Annotated in this window: 20 protein-coding genes and 1 CRISPR repeat array; of the genes, 12 read left to right on the forward strand and 8 right to left on the reverse strand. The window is 57.0% G+C overall.

Annotated elements, in window-relative coordinates; all coding sequences use genetic code 11:
* Position 1 precedes the first annotated feature (1 nt).
* From astE to CYR32_RS13305, 4 genes are all read left to right on the forward strand, one after another.
* On the forward strand, positions 2-994 hold the full coding sequence (gene astE, locus CYR32_RS13290) for a succinylglutamate desuccinylase (protein ID WP_101825140.1): 993 nt from the start codon (positions 2-4) through the stop codon (positions 992-994).
* A 10-nt stretch (positions 995-1,004) separates the two neighbouring features.
* Positions 1,005-2,444 carry an amino acid permease gene (locus CYR32_RS13295; protein ID WP_101825143.1) on the forward strand — a complete coding sequence of 480 codons (1,440 nt, stop codon included), beginning with the start codon at positions 1,005-1,007 and terminating at the stop codon, positions 2,442-2,444.
* Positions 2,445-2,582: 138 nt separating this feature from the next.
* Positions 2,583-2,861 (forward strand): type II toxin-antitoxin system RelE/ParE family toxin, encoded by a 279-nt coding sequence (locus CYR32_RS13300; protein ID WP_101825144.1) that lies wholly within the window; start codon positions 2,583-2,585, stop codon positions 2,859-2,861.
* Positions 2,861-3,145: a HigA family addiction module antitoxin gene (locus CYR32_RS13305; RefSeq protein ID WP_101825145.1), complete on the forward strand. Its 285-nt coding sequence runs from the start codon at positions 2,861-2,863 to the stop codon at positions 3,143-3,145. Before CYR32_RS13300 ends, CYR32_RS13305 begins: the two co-directional genes overlap by 1 nt.
* Positions 3,146-3,272: 127 nt before the next feature.
* On the opposite strand, the gene CYR32_RS13310 is transcribed toward CYR32_RS13305, so the two are convergent.
* The 7 genes from CYR32_RS13310 to exbB form a co-directional block, all read right to left on the reverse strand.
* Positions 3,273-3,716 carry a hypothetical protein gene (locus CYR32_RS13310; RefSeq protein WP_101825148.1) on the reverse strand — a complete coding sequence of 148 codons (444 nt, stop codon included), beginning with the start codon at positions 3,714-3,716 and terminating at the stop codon, positions 3,273-3,275.
* Between the two features lie 80 nt (positions 3,717-3,796).
* On the reverse strand, positions 3,797-4,228 hold the full coding sequence (locus CYR32_RS13315) for a hypothetical protein (RefSeq protein ID WP_101825150.1): 432 nt from the start codon (positions 4,226-4,228) through the stop codon (positions 3,797-3,799).
* A 77-nt stretch (positions 4,229-4,305) separates the two neighbouring features.
* A complete protein-coding gene (locus CYR32_RS13320; RefSeq protein ID WP_206602460.1) occupies positions 4,306-5,076 on the reverse strand; it encodes a P63C domain-containing protein in 771 nt (256 codons plus the stop codon).
* Positions 5,077-5,515: 439 nt separating this feature from the next.
* Positions 5,516-5,910: a CRISPR direct-repeat array (repeat unit 29 nt; unit sequence CGGTTCATCCCCGCTCTCGCGGGGAACAC).
* A gap of 194 nt (positions 5,911-6,104) precedes the next feature.
* Positions 6,105-7,124 (reverse strand): TerC/Alx family metal homeostasis membrane protein, encoded by a 1,020-nt coding sequence (locus CYR32_RS13325; RefSeq protein ID WP_101825156.1) that lies wholly within the window; start codon positions 7,122-7,124, stop codon positions 6,105-6,107.
* Between the two features lie 200 nt (positions 7,125-7,324).
* Entirely contained in the window at positions 7,325-7,804 is a 480-nt protein-coding gene (locus CYR32_RS13330) for a cold-shock protein (RefSeq protein WP_101825297.1), read from the reverse strand.
* Positions 7,805-7,943: 139 nt separating this feature from the next.
* Positions 7,944-8,369, reverse strand: a complete 426-nt coding sequence (gene exbD, locus CYR32_RS13335) for a TonB system transport protein ExbD (RefSeq protein WP_101825159.1) — start codon at positions 8,367-8,369, stop codon at positions 7,944-7,946.
* 6 nt (positions 8,370-8,375) lie between these two features.
* The gene (gene exbB / locus CYR32_RS13340; protein ID WP_420912838.1) at positions 8,376-9,323 is read right to left on the reverse strand and encodes a tol-pal system-associated acyl-CoA thioesterase; all 948 of its coding nucleotides are present in this window, start codon (positions 9,321-9,323) and stop codon (positions 8,376-8,378) included.
* Between exbB and CYR32_RS21705 the strand changes: the two genes are divergently transcribed.
* From CYR32_RS21705 to dkgA, 8 genes are all read left to right on the forward strand, one after another.
* Positions 9,316-9,669, forward strand: coding sequence for a hypothetical protein (locus tag CYR32_RS21705; RefSeq protein WP_165698240.1), 354 nt, complete (start codon positions 9,316-9,318; stop codon positions 9,667-9,669). The genes exbB and CYR32_RS21705 overlap by 8 nt on opposite strands.
* Before the next feature lie 85 nt (positions 9,670-9,754).
* The gene (locus CYR32_RS13345; protein WP_101825164.1) at positions 9,755-10,732 is read left to right on the forward strand and encodes a TRAP transporter substrate-binding protein; all 978 of its coding nucleotides are present in this window, start codon (positions 9,755-9,757) and stop codon (positions 10,730-10,732) included.
* A gap of 34 nt (positions 10,733-10,766) precedes the next feature.
* Entirely contained in the window at positions 10,767-11,279 is a 513-nt protein-coding gene (locus CYR32_RS13350; protein ID WP_101825166.1) for a TRAP transporter small permease, read from the forward strand.
* 15 nt (positions 11,280-11,294) lie between these two features.
* Positions 11,295-12,590 carry a TRAP transporter large permease gene (locus CYR32_RS13355; protein ID WP_101825168.1) on the forward strand — a complete coding sequence of 432 codons (1,296 nt, stop codon included), beginning with the start codon at positions 11,295-11,297 and terminating at the stop codon, positions 12,588-12,590.
* Between the two features lie 195 nt (positions 12,591-12,785).
* On the forward strand, positions 12,786-13,979 hold the full coding sequence (metC, locus tag CYR32_RS13360) for a cystathionine beta-lyase (RefSeq protein ID WP_101825170.1): 1,194 nt from the start codon (positions 12,786-12,788) through the stop codon (positions 13,977-13,979).
* Between the two features lie 142 nt (positions 13,980-14,121).
* Positions 14,122-14,784 carry a DedA family protein gene (locus tag CYR32_RS13365; RefSeq protein WP_101825172.1) on the forward strand — a complete coding sequence of 221 codons (663 nt, stop codon included), beginning with the start codon at positions 14,122-14,124 and terminating at the stop codon, positions 14,782-14,784.
* Between the two features lie 266 nt (positions 14,785-15,050).
* Positions 15,051-16,295: a porin gene (locus tag CYR32_RS13370; RefSeq protein WP_101825174.1), complete on the forward strand. Its 1,245-nt coding sequence runs from the start codon at positions 15,051-15,053 to the stop codon at positions 16,293-16,295.
* Between the two features lie 308 nt (positions 16,296-16,603).
* Positions 16,604-17,422, forward strand: a complete 819-nt coding sequence (gene dkgA, locus CYR32_RS13375; protein ID WP_101825176.1) for a 2,5-didehydrogluconate reductase DkgA — start codon at positions 16,604-16,606, stop codon at positions 17,420-17,422.
* 57 nt (positions 17,423-17,479) lie between these two features.
* On the opposite strand, the gene CYR32_RS13380 is transcribed toward dkgA, so the two are convergent.
* The gene (locus CYR32_RS13380; protein ID WP_101825178.1) at positions 17,480-18,811 is read right to left on the reverse strand and encodes a PTS sugar transporter subunit IIC; all 1,332 of its coding nucleotides are present in this window, start codon (positions 18,809-18,811) and stop codon (positions 17,480-17,482) included.
* Positions 18,812-19,169 lie beyond the last annotated feature (358 nt).

Raw genomic sequence — 19,169 nt, forward strand, 5'->3', positions numbered from 1 at the left:
GATGCAGCCATTAACCGAACAACTCCTGCACTGCGCCCTGCCCGACCTGCCGCTGCCCGCCGTCCTGCGCCCGCGCTGGCTGGCGGAGGGCGTGCTGCAACTGACGCCGCAGCACGCCCCGCCGCGGGCGGTGGTGGTGTCGGCGGGCATCCATGGCAATGAGACCGCGCCAATTGAACTGCTGTTGCAATTACTGGCGGAGATCGGTTCCGGCGCACTGCGCCCGGAGACCGCCCTGCTGCTGGTGTTCGGCAACCTGCCGGCGATGCGCGCCAACCGCCGCTACCTGCACCATGATATGAACCGGCTCTTCGGCGGCCGCCACCGTAACGCGCCGCGCAGCCATGAGGCGACGCGGGCGGCGGAGCTGGAGCGGGTGACTGCCGCCTTCTTTGCGCAGGCTGATGCGCCGGAGACTGAGCGCTGGCACCTGGATATGCACACCGCGATCCGCGGTTCGCGCTACCCGCAGTTTGCGCTGGTGCCTTACCATGCGCACCCCTATCACCCGCCGTTTTTCGACATGCTGGCAGCGGCGGAGCTGGATGCGGTGGTGCAGCACAGCGCCGCAGGCGGCACCTTCAGCCACTTCGTCAGTGAGGCGTTTCAGGCGCAGAGCTGCACGCTGGAACTGGGCAAGGCGCGGCCGTTCGGCCGGAACGACCTGCCGCAGTTTGCGGCCACCGGTGCGATGCTCCGCGCGTTGATCATCGGCGCGCCGCTGCCGGCCCGGCAAAAACCGCCGGTGCAGCACTTTACGGTGGCGGAGAGCATCATCAAAACCAGTGAGCACTTCACCCTGAACCTGCCGGACGAGGCGGAGAACTTCACCTGCCTGCCGCCCGGTTATGAGATCGCCCACCAGCCGGATCGCTGCTGGCGGGTGGGTGATACCGCGCGCCATATCCTGTTCCCCAACGCCGGTGTGGCACCGGGCCTGCGGGCCGGGTTGCTGCTGGCACCGGGCGCGCCGCGCCTTTCCCTATCAGAGTGACAGGACCCCTATGACTGAAAAAAAATTACAACGGCCGGGCACACCCGCCGGGGATACGCCCAACCCTGAGACCCTGCACCGCGGGCTGAGCGCCCGCCACATCCAGTTAATCTCCCTTGGCGGTGCCATCGGCACCGGCCTGTTTATGGGCGCCGGGAAAACCATCGCCGTCTCGGGCACCTCTATCCTCATCACCTACGTGGTGGTCGGGTTCTTTATGTTTATGGTGATGCGGGCGATGGGCGAGCTGCTGCTCACTAAGCTGGCGTACCGCTCGTTTGCTGATTTCGTTTCCGATTACCTTGGCCCCAAAGCGAGCTTCTTTCTCGGCTGGTCTTACTGGCTGAGCTGGGTGGTGACCTGCATCGCCGATGTGGTGGTATGCGGCGGCTATGTGCAGTACTGGCTGCCGCACCTTTCGCCCTGGATCCCGGCGCTGTTCACCCTCGCCCTGCTGTTTTTGTTTAACCTGATGTCGGTGAAGATGTTCGGCGAGGCGGAGTTCTGGTTCGCCCTGATCAAGATCATCGCGATAGTGGCGCTGATTGTCACCGGCATCTGGATGGTCGCCACCGGCTGGACGTCGCCGGACGGCGTACGCGCCTCACTCGGCAACCTCACGGATCCGGCGGTCTTCATGCCGCACGGCGTGGTGGGCTTCTTCGCCGGGTTTCAGATCGCCATTTTCTCCTACACCGGGATTGAGCTGCTGGGCACCATGACCGCCGAGACGCGCGAGCCGGAGAAGATCCTGCCGAAAGCGATCAACGCGATCCCGCTGCGCATCATCCTGTTTTATGTGCTGTCGATGCTGGTGATCATCGCCGTGACCTCCTGGCAGCACATCTCGCCCGACACCAGCCCGTTCGTGACGCTGTTTGCCAAGGCGGGGCTGCCGGCAGCGGCGGCGATCATTAACTTCGTTGCGCTGACGTCAGCGATGTCCTCGGCCAACAGCGGCGTCTACTCCAGCACCCGGATGCTCTACGGCCTGTCGATGGAGAAGCACGCGCACTGGCAGTTCCGGATTTTGTCCCGCACCACGGCGATCCCGGTACGCAGCCTGGTCTTCTCTATCTTCTGTATGCTGAGCGGCACCCTGCTGCTGTTCCTGGTGCCGAACGTGATGACGCTGTTTACCATCGTCTCGACGCTGGCCGCGATTCTGGTGATCTACAGCTGGGGCATGATCCTGGTGGCCTACCTGGTCTACCGCAAACGCAGCCCGGCACTGCACCAGCAGGCGATGTTCAAAATGCCCGCCGGCATCTTCCTCTGCCGCCTGAGCCTGCTGTTTTTCCTGTTCTCGCTGGTGATCATGGTGTTCGACCCGGACACGCGCATCGCGCTGTTCTCGATGCCGCTCTGGTTCATCCTGCTGGCGGTTATCTGGCGGATTAAGGTGAAACGGGAAAATACCCGGCACTATAAGCTGGAAGGGAATATGTAGGGGGGATGGCAGTCTCATTACTTTTCTGAAACCGACAGAGGCTGTCGGTTTTTTATTGCGCCATTTTAGCAACCATGCCTGTTCCCTCATGCGGAACACTTGCTATACTGTTCCGCAAGAGGGAACAAGGACGAGACCATGATTAAAAGCTTTAAACATAAAGGGCTAAAGAATTTTTTCCTTAAAAATGACAGCAGCGGCATTGAACAAAAACTGGTTAACCGAATTAAAACGCGCCTCACGGTGATTGATGCCGCTGACTGTATAGACGCAATCGATATGCCAGGGTATGACCTGCACGCGCTCAAAGGCGATCGCAAAGATAGTTGGTCGATCAGCGTCTCCGGCAACTGGCGCATCACCTTTAAATTTATCGATGGTGATGCTGAAATTCTTAACCTGGAGGATTACCACTAATGAAAATGGCTAACCCCGCCCACCCTGGCGAAATCATTGCTGAAGCGCTGGAGGACATGAATGTGAGCCTCCGTCAATTTGCGAAAGCGATGGAGATCGCGCCCTCAACGGCCAGCCGGTTAATTTCCGGCCATACTGCCGTTACGCCAGAAATGGCCCTTAAACTTTCCGCCGTGATTGGCAGCACACCGGAAACCTGGTTAAAAATTCAGGCCACATACAGCCTGTTTATCGCCAGGCAGTTAACAGATGTCAGCCATTTACACAGACTCGCCTTCGCCTGAAGGCGGAGACTATCCCCGCGTTCGCGGGGAACACTCCAGCGCAGTTTCGATGTAGCTCACACGGCTCGGTGTATTCCCACTCTCGCGGTTAATAACATAAAAATATTTATGTTTTGCAGTAGCAATTTTAAAACTCACGTTTAACGATGATATAACCGTTGAACCTTACTGAGCAGTCGTTCTCGCTGGCGAATGCTGAAGCCAGAAAAACGTTGTGTTTCCCTTCCTTATTTTCAAAGATGTATTCAGTAATTATATTTTTTGAATTGTCTGCCATAAAGCCCTGCGCATATTCTTCTGCGGTTGTACGATCCTCGCTGTGCTCCCCGCTAAGGCGTTTTTCCTCTTCGCCGTACACCATTGCCAGCGGATGCGTAACGGGAGAGGTAACAACTATTGTTGCCTTAGTCTTTTCTTTAATGATATTGGATCGCGCTATTTTCAGATCTTCCAGCATTGAAATATACATGGCAGAACCAATGCCGTTGTTTAGCTTGACACATTCACTGGGTGTAACCGCTGATAAAGTGTGAAAACTAAAAAAAATCAGCATCCATATCAGGCGTTTCATAATACGATTAATCCCTTATCACCAGATTCGTAGACTCATTTATCCCTGCTCTCGCGGGGAACACGTTCTGTCATGACCTTTTACTGAATTTCGTAGGCGAGGTGCATCGCCATGTCCTTTCCGTTGGCCGTGTAATAGGCTGACTGATCCAGCGAATAGACCCGGCCGCTGTATACGACCTTGACGCGGTTGTTTTCGGCACTGATCGCCGTAATATCCCCGGTTCCTTCAAGAAACGGCATACTGCTGTGCAGTGCCTTGACGATCTCCCCTTCAGAACCGGTGATTTCCGGCAAGAGATAGTACCGGTACACCACCGGCACTGTGGCGTTTCCGCTGTCGTTCCGGGTCGCGTAGAGCCACAGATCCGGAGTGACCTGACGGCTGGTGTGGAAGAGGTCATCGGCCTTGTAGTCTGCTGTACGGTTCAGCAGCAGAAACCCCATTACCACGATAAGCAGCACCAGAGTCGTTAACCTGTGCAGCCACTTAAAAACCATACTGTCGCGCATACGGTTTATCTCCGCTCGCGTGGGAAACACTAATTTAGCATTCCTTTGACAATTCTTATTGTTAAGATAAAATCCTTTTAAATCAAACTAAGTTGAAGATCATCTTTTTCGGGACCAAAAATTTTAGTAAAATTAATTCTAAATTCATCAATATTTTTAGAAAGTTCCATTATAGTGATTACTTTGGTTATATGCTTTTCAAGGTGAGGAATTCCTATATCACCGGAAAGGAACTGATGATGCCTTCTTAACCTATTCCCACTATTGTTTTTTGGATTTCTGCTTCTCAATTCATTAAGCACCCCAGTTGGCATTTTCTTGTATATATAGTCATTTGTGAAATGTCCTATGTAGCTAGGATGTTTGAACGATGTTGGGTTATAATCCCAGTCATATAGCCGATAAATTTCTTGGTAAAATTTTCTTGGAAATCGAGACTGCCACTGTAGTAGGTCTTCCGATATATATGCCCTTAATAAAGTTTGCAAAGCATCACTTTCTCGCTCTAACTGATAACCAGTGGCTTCATCAACAAGTGCAGCAATACCTACCTTAGCAAGCGCTCGAATTATAACATTGGCTTGATATACAATTTTTTCTTGCGATTCTAAAATATCATTATTTTCTTTTGCAGATAAATATATTTCGCAAACAGCAGGGATAATATTAGCATCATATCCTGACTTCAGTATTTTTGAAGATGTTGATGAGTAGTAATGGACAGGTTTAGAATATTCGATTAGCTCCTCATCAACATAAGGAAGGAGATTTCTTGCACCTATTATAGAAGGGTATTCTTTACCTAGTCTTTTTTCCCCTTTTCTTGGCCTTCCGAAAACATCAAACAAAGCAGTTTGAGTAATTATTCTTTTACCATTGCTTAATACTGCACATGATATTTCTTTCCCTCCCAGATTAAGAATTCCTTTATGCGTGCATTCGAAAACGTCAGGAACATTTTCTTCTTTATTTTTTTTCCTTCATACACCCTCACTCTCATTAAAACCATCTGAAGTTAAAAAAACAATAGTCACTTATTTTTTTGAAATCAATAAAAATAGTGACCAAACCCCAGGGCTAAAATTAAATGTAGTGATTTATTGATATAAAACAAAATTAATGCAATTTATTCTATTTTTAACATAAATTTCTCCTAACAGGACGGTAGACGAATTTCGCCATTTGCTTTGAATTAAACTGACCAAACCGAAATCTGACCGACGCCGATTCATTCCCCCGCTCTCGCGGGGAACACGTTCGATCGTTACACTGGCCTCAGGGTTTCCCAGGTTTATCCCCGCTCTCGCGGGGAACACTCCCTCTCCAATAGGTTCCACGCGTCAGGGGGCGGTTCATCCCCGCTCTCGCGGGGAACACACCGGCATCCCAGGAAACCCCCAGGCGCGCGGCGGTTCATCCCCGCTCTCGCGGGGAACACTAGGTGACCAATTGGCCTTCGGATAATGTCGCCGGTTCATCCCCGCTCTCGCGGGGAACACTCCAACCAACCCGGCAAGGAAGCAACCGAATGCGGTTCATCCCCGCTCTCGCGGGGAACACCTGGCTATCCCACCCTCTGCGGCGGTCGCCCACGGTTCATCCCCGCTCTCGCGGGGAACACCTGATGCAGATGCAGATGCAATATCCGGTAGGCGGTTCATCCCCGCTCTCGCGGGGAACACTTTTACCGTATTTCATTGATTACCCTGACTTTTCTCAGGCGCAAAAATTCTACCGATTTTTTCCCTCTTTTTATGCGACTTAAGTCATTGATCCTGCAAGTAGTTAAAAACTCTGCCTGCACTGTTTCGCCTTTCCACCAACCTGAAAAAGAAAAACCCCGGCGGGCCGGGGTTTTTTCATAGTGGCGGGAGAATTACTTCTCTTTGGCCGGGAACAGCACGCTGGCGAGGATGCCGAGGCCCAGCACAATCAGCACGATGTAGAGGCTGGTGTTGATGCCGATCTCGTAACCGTGGTGCCAGAGGTGGTCGCTGGCGTTCAGGCCGAGTTTGAAGGCGATAAAGAACAGCAGCACCACCACCGCTTTCTCCAGGTGTGACAGGTAGCGGCGCAGCGCTTCCAGCACAAAGTAGAGCGCGCGCAGGCCGAGGATGGCGAACATCATCGCGGAGTAGACGATCAGCGGCTCGCGGCTCACGGCGATCACCGCCGGGACGCTGTCAAAGGCGAACATCACGTCCGACAGCTCCACCACCGCCACACAGAGCAGCAGCGGCGTGGCGTAGCGCGCGCCTTTCTTCACCGTAAAGGCGAAGCCCTTGTTCTGCGGCTTCTCCAGCTCAGCGGAGACTTCGCCGGCTTTCAGCAGGAAACGGTCGCCGGCCAGTTTCGGCCAGACCGGGAAGAAGCGGCGCACCAGACGGTTGGCGAAGTGATCGGAGTAATCTTCGATCTCCTCGTCGTCTTCGCCGGAGCGCAGCATCATCACCGCCGTCCAGGCGACGATCACCGCAAACACCATCTCCACCCACGGCCCGAGGGAGAGCAGCGCGGTGCCGAAGGCCACAAAAATGCCGCGGAACACAATCGCCCCGATCACGCCCCAGTAGAGCACGCGGTGGCGCAAACCATCCGGCACTTTGAACCAGGCGAAAATTGCCATCATCACAAACAGGTTGTCCACCGACAGCACTTTCTCCAGCGCATAACCGGTAATAAACAGGTTAGCAACGGCCGCACCGTGGTGAATATAGAGGAAACCGGCAAAACCCAGGGCCGTGGCGACCCAGAAAATTGACCAGCCTACCGCGCTTTTCAGGCTGATGGCGTGGTTGCCGCGGTGGGCAAACAGGTCAATCAGCAGCGCGGCAATCGACAGCCCAACGAATACGCTGACCGTCTCCAGAGGAAAACCAATATGAACAGACTCCATTATCCCTTCTCAATTCAAAGCGTTGCCGCGAACGGCGAACAGGTTATTTTTATAGGCGTGCCGCGGCATCGTGCGCAGCGTCACTATTCTAGCAGGCGGCGCGCCGATCATAAGAGATAAACAGAATGAATCTGTCAGCGGCAGACAGGGGGAAAAGCAGAGGGGGCAGCGCCGCCGTGGGCAGCACGGCGGCGGGGGAATCAGAGGTTTTTCAGCGCCTTGATCGTCTCTTCAATGTCGATCTCCAGTTCGGAGAAGGTGAAGGTTTTATTCTGGAAGGTGGTGACGTTCAGCATCTCCAGCGGGCGGGTCGCGCCCTTCTCCGCCTCTTGTTTCGGGCGGATGCGCTCCATCAGCAACCCGGCGGAGAGCACGGCGTTCTCTTTATCGATCTGCGCCTCAACCGGCACCTGTTTGGTGAAGCGGTTGAAGGACTTGATGCTGGTGATTTTGATGCGCTCACCGGCGATGTGGATGTACTTGCTCTCTACTGCCACTTTCACCGCATAGGCCGACAGCCCTTTGGTGTTGGTGGTCGGCTCGAAGGTCACGGCGGCATTCTTTTTCAGCAGCTCCGGATTCGCCACTTTGACAACGTGAAAATACCGGTTGTCGCCGTTTTCATCTTTAATAAATCCGAATCCTTTGTCTTCGAAATATGTCGTAATTGTACCGTGCATCATAGTTACCGCCTGACCTGTCAACAAAACGCCTATTTTAGTTGAGCCACACGCAGAAGTCGCCTGCTTTACCGCACTTCCTGCGGGGCGCAGGCATAAAAAAACGGCCTCCGGGGAGGCCGTTTCATCACGTGCAGGCTTACTGCGCGCCGGTGTGCTCCATGCCCACCAGCCCGACCTTGAGGTAGCCCGCCTGACGCAGCGTATCCATCACGCCCATCATTGTCTCGTAATCCACTGATTTGTCAGCGCGGAAGAAAATGGTGGTCTCTTTGTCGCCGTGGGTCTGCTGGGCCAGTTGCGCGGTGAGTTGCTCACGCGGCACCGGCACATCGCCGACGAACAGCTGTTTCTCAGCGTTTACCGTGAGGAACAGCGGCTTCTCCGGGCGCGGCGACGGCTTGCTGGTGGAGGCCGGCAGGTTGACCCGCACATCCACCGTCGCCAGCGGCGCGGCCACCATAAAGATGATCAGCAGAACCAACATCACGTCGATAAACGGCGTCACGTTGATCTCATGCATCTCCCCGCTTTCATCAATATCGTCATTCAGACGCATCGCCATCGTCAGTTACCCCACGCGCAGTTGCGGATTCGCGCGTTTGGTGCCGGCGTTGGCGGCCAGATCCAGATCGCGCCCCTGCAGCAGCAGCAGCTGGGCCGCCACATCACCCAACAGGTGACGGTAGGCCGCAATCAGGCGGGCGAAGATGTTGTAGATCACCACGGCCGGGATCGCCGCCACCAGCCCGATGGCTGTCGCCAGCAGGGCTTCGGCGATGCCCGGGGCCACCACGGCGAGGTTGGTGGTCTGGGTTTCGGCGATGCCGATAAAGCTGTTCATGATGCCCCAGACGGTGCCGAACAGCCCGACGAACGGCGAGATTGCGCCGATGGTCGCCAGGAAGCCATTGCCGCGCCCCATGTGGCGGCCGGCCGCCGCGACGCGGCGCTCCAGGCGGAAACTGGTGCGATCTTTGATGCCGTTGATGTCGGCAGACTGGGCCGACAGTTCCAGCTCGTTTTGCGCGTCGGCCAGCAGGCGGGCGCTGAGGCTCTCGTCATCAAAGCCGTCCACCACGGCGGCGGCTTCGTCCAGCGAAGTCACGGAGGCCAGCGCGCTCAGCTCACGGCGCAGGCGGCGTTTGGCGGCAAACAGTTCGCTGCCCTTGGCGAACAGGATCGCCCAGGTCACCACCGAGGCCAGCAGCAGGCCGATCATCACGGTTTTCACCACGGCATCCGCATGGTGGTACATGCCGAGCACTGACAAATCCTGCGGTATCACCGGCTGGGCGCTGGGCGCGGCCGGTTGGGTATCCGCGGCCATGACCGGCGCGGTCGCAGCAGGCGCGGCCTCTGCCTGCGCGCTCTGCGTGGCCGGGGCGACATTATTCGCCGGGGCCGCCAGCGCCGGGCCGCTCAGCCCGGCCATCAGGCACAGGGAGGCCAACGCCAGACGCCCGCGCCCGCCCGTTTTTTGCCGGGATTGAGTTGTGTGTTGTACGGATGTGGGCATCCCACATTTCATCATCATGCGAGCCAGGTTCACGCTACGCCTCCACCCTAAATCATCAACGTTGGAAGAAATAAATCAGTGCGGGATCATATCAAACACAGCGCGGATTGATAGTGGTTCTCATTATTATTTACGCAGGCAAGAGATCAAGGTCAAGGCAGGTGAACATTCCATAAAGAAAGGTGAAACACAGCGGGGGCAACCGCCGGAAAAAGGGGCCGAGGGGCGCTGTTTTTTTAGCCGCATCACAAATCCAAAGGCCGCGCCAGCGCTGGCCGTGACGCAGATCGGATTTACTTTAAAAAGCCATTTCAACAAATTTTCAATACCATTTCAAAGTGTATAATCGCGTTAATAAAATGTTTCAAATTTAACCAGACCCGCTTTTTTTAGGCCATTTTCCCGGCATTCCCCTACCCCTGGAGAGAATCATGAGACTGCGAAAATCCCTGCTGGCCCTGAGCCTGTTGTCTGCCACGCTGTTTGCGGCGGCCCCGGCCTTCGCCCAGACCATCAAAGCCGCGGACGTCCACCCGCAGGGCTACCCGAATGTGGTGGCGGTACAGCATATGGGCGAAAAACTGGAGAAAGCCACAGACGGGCGGCTCGAGCTGAAAACCTTCCCCGGCGGCGTACTGGGCGATGAGAAACAGATGATCGAGCAGGCGCAGATCGGCGCCATCGACCTGATCCGCGTCTCCATGGCCCCGGTGGCGGCCATTCTGCCGGAGATTGAAGTCTTCACCCTGCCCTACATTTTCCGCGATGAAGACCACCTGCATAAGGTGCTCGACAGCGCCATCGGCCAAGAGATCGGGGACAAAATCACCGCCGATCCGAAATCCCGTCTGGTGTTCCTCGGCTGGATGGACTCCGGCACCCGCAACATGATCACCAAAACTCCGCTGACCAAACCGGAAGATCTGAAAGGCATGAAGATCCGCGTACAGGGCAGCCCGGTAGCGCTGGCCACGCTGAAAGCGATGGGGGCCAACGCGGTGGCGATGGGCGTGAGTGAAGTCTTCAGCGGCATGCAGACCGGTGTGATCGACGGCACGGAGAATAACCCGCCGACTTTTGTCGCCCATAACTACCTGCCGGTGGCGAAGTATTACACCCTGACCCGCCACTTCATTATCCCGGAGCTGTTCCTCTACTCAAAAGCGAAATGGGACAAGTTAAGCGCGGAAGACCAGCAGCTGATCCTGAAGCTGGCGAAAGAGGCGCAGGCCGAACAGCGCCAGCTGTGGGCTGCCTATAACGAAAAAGCGTTGCAGACCATGAAAGCCGGCGGGGTCAAATTCCAGGAGATCGACACGACCTATTTCTACAAGGCGACCCAGCCGGTGCGTGAGCAGTATGGCAAGGCCCATCAGGATCTGGTGGATAAAATCAACGATGTGAAATAAGCCTTTCACGTCCCGTCTGTTACTGGGGGAAATTATGGCCCGTTACTACCTGTCGTCGATGGATGTGCTCTACCGGCTGGCAATGTGGATCTCCGGCATCGCGCTGCTGCTGATGGTGGCGGTGATCCCGGTCGGCATCTTCTACCGCTATGCGCTGAACCAGGCGCTCTCCTGGCCGGAGCCGGTCTCCATTATCTGCATGGTGACCTTTACCTTTGTCGGCGCGGCGGTGAGCTACCGCGCCGGGTCGCACATCGCCGTCGGTATGCTGACGGACCGGCTGTCGCCGGTGGGGCAGAAGGTGGCCTCCACCCTGACCGACCTGCTGATGCTGGCGCTGAGCCTGTTCATCCTGGTCTACAGCGCGACCCTGTGCCGTGAGCTGTGGGAGCAGCCGGTGGCGGATTTCCCGGTGCTCACCGCTGGGGAGACCTACCTGCCGCTGCCGCTCGGCTCGGCCATTACCCTGCTGTTCGTGCTTGAACGGCTGATGCTGGGGCCGCAACACCATCGCCAGGCGGTGGTCTTCGGCACCTCGGAAACCTGATACGGGGCGACGCTGATGGATGCATTTATTCTGCTGTTTTCACTGGGGGTACTGCTGGCGATTGGCGTGCCGGTGGCTTACGCCGTGGGGCTGAGCGCGGTGGTCGGCGCGTTGTGGATCGACCTGCCGCTGGAGGCGTTGATGATCCAGCTCACCAACGGGGTGAACAAGTTCTCCTTGCTGGCGATCCCGTTCTTCATCCTGGCCGGGGCCATTATGGCGGAGGGCGGCATCGCCCGGCGGCTGGTGAGCTTCGCCTATATCTTTGTCGGTTTTATCCGCGGCGGGCTGTCGCTGGTCAACATCATGGCCTCGACCTTCTTCGGCGCGATCTCCGGCTCCTCGGTGGCGGACACCGCCTCCATCGGCTCGGTGATGGTGCCGGAGATGGAAAAAAAGGGCTACCCGCGTGACTTCGCGGCGGCCGTTACCGCCAGCGGCTCGGTGCAGGCGATCCTGATCCCGCCCAGCCACAACGCGGTGATCTACTCGCTGGCCACCGGCGGCAGCGTCTCGGTGGCGGCGCTGTTTATCGCCGGTGTGCTGCCCGGCATCCTGCTCTGTGTGTCGCTGATGGTGATGTGCGTCGGCTTTGCCCATGCGCGCGGCTACCCGAAAGGCGAGCGGGTGGCGTTCCGCGATGCGCTGAAGATCTTCATCGACACCCTGTGGGGGCTGATGACGGTGGTGATCATCATGGGCGGCATCCTGAGCGGCATCTTCACCGCCACCGAGTCGGCGGCCATCGCCTGCCTCTGGGCCTTCTTCGTCACCATGTTTATCTACCGTGACTACAAATGGTCTGAGCTGCCGAAGCTGATGTACCGCACGGTGAAAACCGTCACCATCGTGATGATCCTGATCGGCTTCGCCGCCTGTTTCGGCGCGGTGATGACCTTTATGCAGCTGCCGACCCGCATCACCGACTTCTTCACCGCGTTTTCGGATAACAAATATGTCATCTTAATGTGCATTAATATCATGCTGTTGCTGGTCGGCACCTTAATGGACATGGCCCCGATTATCCTGATCCTGACGCCGGTGCTGCTGCCGGTGGTGACCTCGCTCGGCATCGACCCGGTACACTTCGGCATGATCATGATGGTGAACCTCGGCATCGGCCTGATCACCCCGCCGGTCGGCTCGGTGCTGTTTGTCGCCAGTGCGGTGAGCAAGCGGAAAATCGAGGAGGTGGTGAAGGCGATGCTGCCGTTTTACGCCGTGCTGTTTATTGTTCTGATGCTGGTGACGTACGTCCCCGCGATCTCGTTGTTCCTGCCCAACTGGTTTGGCGTTCACGCCGGCTACTGATCTCCCCTTTTGCCCGCGTCGCCTCGCTGCGGGCTTTTTTCACTGCTTTTCTGCCGGAGGTTTTTCTCTTCTCCGGCAGAATGCTGTCTGAATCTGCTGTTTTTCCGGGCGGCGGGCAAAAGCATCCCCCAGCTGCCCGGCTGCGTGGTAAGTTAGGCAAAAGTGCGCAACCTTAACAACAGGTAACAGGGCAATATGGCAGGAAAACATCGTGATACCGCGCTGGTCAGTGCCGGGCGGCAGAAAAAGTATACCCAGGGTTCGGTGAACGCCGTGATCCAGCGCGCCTCGTCGCTGGTGTTCGAGTCCGTGGCGGCAAAAAAACATGCCACGGCCCACCGCGCCGACGGCGAGCTGTTCTACGGCCGCCGCGGCACCCTGACCCACTTCGCTTTCCAGGAGGCGATGACCGAGCTGGAAGGCGGTGCCGGCTGCGTACTCTACCCGTGCGGCGCGGCGGCGGTGAGCAATGCGATCCTCTCTTTTGTCGGCGCGGGTGACCACCTGCTGGTGATCGGCTCCGCCTATGAGCCGACGCAGGATTTCTGCAGCAAAGTGCTGGCGAAGATGCAGGTCAGCACCACCTATTTCCCGCCGATGATCGGCGCAGGCATCGCCGATCTGGTGCAGCCCAATACCAAAGTGGTGTTCCTGGAGTCGCCCGGCTCCATCACCCTGGAAGTGCCGGACATCCCGGCGATGGTCAAGGCGGTGCGCGCGGCGGCACCGGACGTGGTGATCATGATCGATAACACCTGGGCGGCGGGCATTCTGTTCCCGGCGCTGTCGCACGACATCGACATCTCGATCCAGGCGGGCACCAAGTACATCATCGGCCACTCCGACGCCATGATCGGCACCGCCGTTGCCAACGCCCGCTGCTGGGAGCAGCTGCGCGAGCACTCCTACCTGATGGGCCAGATGGTCGACGCCGATACCGCCTACATGGCCGCGCGCGGCCTGCGCACGCTGGGGGTGCGGCTCAAGCAGCATGAGGAGAGCAGCCTGCGCGTGGCGCGCTGGCTGGAAACCCGCCCGGAAGTGGCGGAAGTGCGCCACCCGGCGCTGCCCGGCTGCCCCGGCCATGAATTTTTCCGGCGTGACTTCTCCGGCAGCGCGGGCCTGTTCTCCTTCATCCTGAAAGATCGCCTGAGTGACGCCCAGCTGGCACACTACCTCGACCACTTCAGCCACTTCAGCATGGCCTATTCGTGGGGCGGGTTTGAGTCGCTGATTCTGGCTAACCAGCCGGAAGAGTTGCAGGCGATCCGCCCGGCGGAGACCCTTGCCTTCCAGGGCACGCTGGTACGGCTGCACATCGGCCTGGAACATTGCGACGATTTAATTGAGGATCTGGCCGCCGGGTTTGCCCGTTTGCGCTGCGCCTGATCCGCGCCGCACTATACTTAGGTTATTCACGGGAAAGACTCAGGGGAAACCGACGGAGAGTCGCCGCCGGTCGCAGACCATGCGGCCGGGAGCCGACAGCCCTGCCTGATCGGCGCACGTTTTATTCGCAACGGGAAGAACAATGGAAGTACTGAAACACATTCTCCACGCGCTCTGGCAACAGGACTTCAGCGCGCTGGCCGATCCGGGCGTGATCTGGATTATCTATGGCGTGTTGTTCGCCACCCTGTTTCTTGAAAACGGATTATTGCCTGCCTCCTTTTTGCCGGGCGACAGCCTGCTGCTGCTGGCGGGCGCGCTGGTGGCCAAAGGGGTGATGAGCTTCATCCCTACGTTGCTGATCCTCACGGCGGCCGCCAGCCTCGGCTGCTGGCTGAGTTACCTGCAGGGGCGCTGGCTGGGTGACACGCGGCTGGTGCGCCACTGGCTGCTGCAACTGCCCGCCCATTACCACCAGCGGGCGTTTCACCTGTTTAACCGGCACGGGCTGATGGCGCTGCTGGTAGGGCGTTTTCTGGCGTTTGTGCGCACCCTGCTGCCGACCATGGCCGGCATCTCCGGGCTGAGCAATACCCGCTTCCAGTTCTTTAACTGGCTGAGCGGCGCACTGTGGGTCAGCGTGGTGGTGACATTAGGGTTCGCCTTCAGCCAGATCCCGCTGGTGAAGCGCCATGAAGACGCGGTGATGGCCGGGCTGATGGTGCTGCCGATGCTGTTATTGGTGCTGGGGCTGGCCGGTGTGGTGGTGATGATGATCCGCAAAAAAAGGGCCACAGCCAAATAACATGAACGCGTAACAGGAACCGTTAAAAACCCCGCCGGCAACATCCTCCGGCGGGGTTTTTATTTATTCGCCAGACTAATTTACTAATAAATTTCTTAAATATTAAATTAATGAGTTAAATACAGATTAATTTCTTATTAATAAACCATAAATTGAAAATCAGCGCGAAGAGCGATTATATAAAGCGCGAAAAGTTCAATTCTAAATAAATTTATTCGTTTCTTCCCTAATTAATAAGAGCCAACTCGATTAAGAAAGGATCTCCTATGTTTAAGAAAAATTTGATAGCAATGGCGCTTCCCCTGATGCTGGCGGCAGCCGGTGCCCAGGCCACCAATCTGTATGATAACGAAGGCACCAAAATTGATTTCACCGGCTCCATCCGGTTAATGATGGAAAACTCCGACTCCCGCGATCAATATAACCCCGGCAAAGACTCCACCCAGCTGAAAGACCAGGATTCCCGCTTCGGTTTCAGCTTTGACCACGCCTTTAACCAGGGCCAGGCGCACGGCATCGGTTATCTGGAATTCGGTAACGATACCCAGAAAGGCGAAGGCGATTTTGAAATGGCCAACCGCCAGGGCTGGGCCGGTTTCCGCATGGACGGCGTCGGTGATTTGACCTTCGGCCGCGTCACCTCCCCGTTCGATGATATGGCCCGTTCTGACTTCACCTATGAGTACGGCGGCGCACTCGGCTTCGGCGCTTACAACGGCGGCTTTATCGGCCGTACCAGCGGCACCGGTACCGGCGAAGATGAATTCATCGCCCGCGTCTCCAACACCATCCGCATCATGAGCGCGGACTTCAACGGCTTCAGCTTCGGCGGCACCTACACCATGCAGACCGAGCAGGATGACGGCGATACCGGCCTGCAAAACGCCTATACGCTGGCGGCGTTCTACAACTTCGGCACCGACAACCTGGATATGTACGTCGGCGCCGGTTACGGCTATGCGCACCTGGATGAGAACGGGATAAGCCTGGCCCAGAATGAATCCGGCAGCTACACCACTGTCGGCAACGGCAGCACCTATGACGGCGAAGACGGCACCGAGCAGATCTGGGGCCTGTCCGGTAAGTTGACCCACAAACCGACCAACCTCTCCTTCGCCATCGACGTCGGCCAGATCTACCTGGATAACGTTGTCTCCGGTGACGTCGGCTATGACGGCAGCCAGAACGCTGATAAAGCGCTGTTCTACGTGGGCGACACCGCGACCGTTAACCTGCTGGGCCTGGGCGTGAAATGGGCTTACGACGGTGATAACAGCATCTACGGCGGTTACTACCTGAAAGACGGTGACGACGAGCTGTATAACTGGAAAGAGCAGAAATACGTGATTGGTACCGATTACTACTTCACCAAAAATGTCGTAATCTGGGGTGAATACGCCTATATCAACACTGAATCTGATAAATGGATTGACGTTAATAACGTGAAACATGACTTCGCAACCGTGGGCGATGACAACCGCATCGCCGCCGGGATGCGTATTTACTTCTGATGCCTAACACGCGGACGAAGTAATAACCGGGTTAATGCCCGTTACCCTCATAACGGTATTAACAATAACCACTGTTATTTTTCCTTGATTTATTTTGCGGCGCTCTCAGTAGCGCCGTTTTTTTATTGCCCGTGCCGGTTTATTTCTTTCCCCACCGCCTTCGCCTGGGCGTCAATCCGGCCCAACACATCAGGTATTCACCGCAGCGGTAACTCCTCCCCTCTTCACCACACTTATTGACTACACTAATAAGCTCATCTGCACTCTGCTCCGTGCCCTGCACGGAAAACCCGCATAAGGAGATACCCATGACGCAACCCATTATCAAACTGCACGATGGCAACCTGATGCCGCAACTGGGCCTTGGCGTCTGGCAGGCCAGCAACGAAGAGGTGCTCGTCGCCATTGAAAAAGCCCTGGAGACCGGTTATCGCCATATCGACACGGCGATGATCTATAAAAACGAGGAAGGGGTCGGCAATGCGCTTCAGTCAGCCTCGGTGCCGCGTGAAGAGCTGTTTATCACCACCAAGCTGTGGAACGACGACCAGCAAAATGCCCAGGAAGCGCTGGAGAAGAGTCTGGAACGGTTAAAACTCGACTATGTGGATCTCTACCTGATCCACTGGCCGGAGCCGAAACAGGATAACTACGTTGAGGCCTGGAAAGCGCTGCTGAAGCTGAAAGAACAGGGGCTGACCAAAAGCGTCGGCGTCTGTAACTTCCATATCCCGCACCTGCAACGCCTGCTGGATGAGACCGGCAGCGCGCCGGTGATTAACCAGATCGAGCTGCACCCGCTGATGCAGCAACGCCCGCTGCACGCCTGGAACGCCACCCACAACATCGCCACGGAATCCTGGAGCCCGCTGGCACAGGGGGGTGAAGGTGTCTTTGACCAGCCGATTATCCAGAAACTGGCTGAGAAGTATGAGAAGACCCCGGCGCAGATTGTTATCCGCTGGCACCTCGACAGCGGGTTAATCGTCATCCCGAAATCGGTGACGCCGAAACGCATCGTGGAGAACTTCAACGTCTTCGATTTCCGCCTGCAAAAAGAGGAGATGAGCGAAATCGCCAAACTGGACAGCGGCAAACGCCTCGGCCCGGACCCGGACACCAAATAATCCCCCTTCCCTGCAAAAAGAGCCTCTGACGAGGCTCTTTTTTATTGCCGGTTGCCGTCAGTGGGCGGCGCTGGCGGTGCCGGCCTGCGCCTGGGCCGAGGCGGCTGCCTCTTCCGCTTCCTGTGCCAGCAACTGCTTTTCATAGACTTTAAAGAACGGGTAGTAGACCACCGCAGAGACCAGCGCCAGCACGACCACCAGCAGCGCGGCGCGGAAATCCCAGCCGGTGCCCCAGGCAGCGCCGATAGGGGCCGGGGCTGTCCAGGGCACCACGGAAATGACCCGGCCCATCAGATCCATTTTAACGGCGGCATAGGCGATCACCGAGTTCACCAGCGGCGCGACGATAAACGGCAGGAAGAAGGTCGGGTTCATCACGATTGGCGTGCCGAAGATCACCGGCTCATTAATGTTGAACGCGCTCGGCACCAGGCTCAGCTTCCCAATCGCCCGCAGGTGCGCGCTGCGGCTGCGCAGGTAGAGCAGCACCAGCCCAAAGGTGGCCCCGGAGCCGCCGATCACAATAAAGAACGACCAGAACGCCTCCATAAAGACGTGTGGCAGCGGCAGCCCGGCGGCCAGTGAACTCTGGTTGACGCCCAGGTTGGTCAGCCAGAACGCCTGCAACATGCCGGAGACGATCACCGCGCCGTGGATCCCGGCAAACCAGAGCAGGTGCGCCAGCAGCACCGACAGCAGGATCGCCGGCAGCGAATCCGCCGCGGAGATCAGCGGCTGGAAGATCGCCATAATCGCCTGCGGCAGCAGCATCTGGAACTGGTTCTGGATCAGCAGGCTCAGCGGGTAGAGCGTCAGCACCACCACCAGAATCGGGATCAGCAGGTCAAACGACTGCTTGATCTTGGCCGGCACCTGATCGGGCAAACTGAAGCCGATGTGGTAGTGCTTCAGCAGCCGCATCAGCTCCGTGGTATAGAGCGCCACCAGAATGGCGGTGAAAATGCCGATGCCGCCCAGCGCCGCGGTCGGCAGCGCCTTGTCCACCTGCGGGGCGGCCACCAGTAAGAAAGACATCAGCGCCAGCATCGCCGCCATAAAGGGGTCGAGCTTATAGCTCTGCGCCAGGTTATAGGCGATGGCGGCGGTGATGTAGATCGACATAATCCCCATCGTCATGTTAAACGGCGTCAGGATCTCGGTTTCATAATTCCCGGCGATCGCCAGCCACCAGCGCGCCAGGCTCCAGCCGCTCTCGGCCGAAAACGGCGGGTAAGCGAACACCAGCAAGAAAGAGCCGACGATCATAAATGGCATGGCGGAGATGAAGCCGTCCCGGATCGCCATCACATGGCGCTGGGTGGAGAGCCGGCCCGCAATCGGGCTGATGCGTGTTTCGATAAAGCTGAAGACAGACTGACTGACGCTCATGTATGTAACCCTCTGAACCAGACAGAGACCGCGCCCCCGCGATGCGGAGCCGCTCCCAGATTTACAAGCCGTACGCGCTGCCGGAAAGCAGGCGGTAGTATTGTCAGGCAAGGAACAAGCGTGCTACCCAAGCTGGTTTTTTTCTGAATTCCTTTTCACAATGAAGGGCTTGGGGAGGTATGTTTGCCGCCAACCAGCAGAAAGGCAGTTGGGCGTTGACGTGAAGTATGGTCAGTAATTGCGCAGGTCAGCAACCGGTTTCAGTTACCGGTTACCGTTTTTAATGGGTTCTGTGAGTTAGATCCAGAAAGGACGGCCGGCCCGATCTTGCGGTGTATTACGTGGGAGGGGAGCAGGC

The organism is Chimaeribacter coloradensis (assembly GCF_002858715.1).
In the GTDB taxonomy this organism is placed as follows: Bacteria; Pseudomonadota; Gammaproteobacteria; order Enterobacterales; family Enterobacteriaceae; genus Chimaeribacter; species Chimaeribacter coloradensis.

What these genes read in the sequence shown, in the direction of transcription:
- exbD (WP_101825159.1), bottom strand. Translation starts at nt 8,369, where the DNA reads ATGGCGATGCGTCTGAATGACGATATTGATGAAAGCGGGGAGATGCAT.
- CYR32_RS13355 (WP_101825168.1), top strand. Translation starts at nt 11,295, where the DNA reads ATGGATGCATTTATTCTGCTGTTTTCACTGGGGGTACTGCTGGCGATT.
- CYR32_RS13380 (WP_101825178.1), bottom strand. Translation starts at nt 18,811, where the DNA reads ATGAGCGTCAGTCAGTCTGTCTTCAGCTTTATCGAAACACGCATCAGC.
- dkgA (WP_101825176.1), top strand. Translation starts at nt 16,604, where the DNA reads ATGACGCAACCCATTATCAAACTGCACGATGGCAACCTGATGCCGCAA.
- CYR32_RS13300 (WP_101825144.1), top strand. Translation starts at nt 2,583, where the DNA reads ATGATTAAAAGCTTTAAACATAAAGGGCTAAAGAATTTTTTCCTTAAA.
- CYR32_RS13345 (WP_101825164.1), top strand. Translation starts at nt 9,755, where the DNA reads ATGAGACTGCGAAAATCCCTGCTGGCCCTGAGCCTGTTGTCTGCCACG.
- CYR32_RS13315 (WP_101825150.1), bottom strand. Translation starts at nt 4,228, where the DNA reads ATGCGCGACAGTATGGTTTTTAAGTGGCTGCACAGGTTAACGACTCTG.
- CYR32_RS13310 (WP_101825148.1), bottom strand. Translation starts at nt 3,716, where the DNA reads ATGAAACGCCTGATATGGATGCTGATTTTTTTTAGTTTTCACACTTTA.
- CYR32_RS13350 (WP_101825166.1), top strand. Translation starts at nt 10,767, where the DNA reads ATGGCCCGTTACTACCTGTCGTCGATGGATGTGCTCTACCGGCTGGCA.
- CYR32_RS13325 (WP_101825156.1), bottom strand. Translation starts at nt 7,124, where the DNA reads ATGGAGTCTGTTCATATTGGTTTTCCTCTGGAGACGGTCAGCGTATTC.
- CYR32_RS13365 (WP_101825172.1), top strand. Translation starts at nt 14,122, where the DNA reads ATGGAAGTACTGAAACACATTCTCCACGCGCTCTGGCAACAGGACTTC.
- CYR32_RS13370 (WP_101825174.1), top strand. Translation starts at nt 15,051, where the DNA reads ATGTTTAAGAAAAATTTGATAGCAATGGCGCTTCCCCTGATGCTGGCG.
- metC (WP_101825170.1), top strand. Translation starts at nt 12,786, where the DNA reads ATGGCAGGAAAACATCGTGATACCGCGCTGGTCAGTGCCGGGCGGCAG.
- CYR32_RS13295 (WP_101825143.1), top strand. Translation starts at nt 1,005, where the DNA reads ATGACTGAAAAAAAATTACAACGGCCGGGCACACCCGCCGGGGATACG.
- exbB (WP_420912838.1), bottom strand. Translation starts at nt 9,323, where the DNA reads ATGCCCACATCCGTACAACACACAACTCAATCCCGGCAAAAAACGGGC.
- astE (WP_101825140.1), top strand. Translation starts at nt 2, where the DNA reads ATGCAGCCATTAACCGAACAACTCCTGCACTGCGCCCTGCCCGACCTG.
- CYR32_RS13305 (WP_101825145.1), top strand. Translation starts at nt 2,861, where the DNA reads ATGAAAATGGCTAACCCCGCCCACCCTGGCGAAATCATTGCTGAAGCG.
- CYR32_RS13330 (WP_101825297.1), bottom strand. Translation starts at nt 7,804, where the DNA reads ATGCACGGTACAATTACGACATATTTCGAAGACAAAGGATTCGGATTT.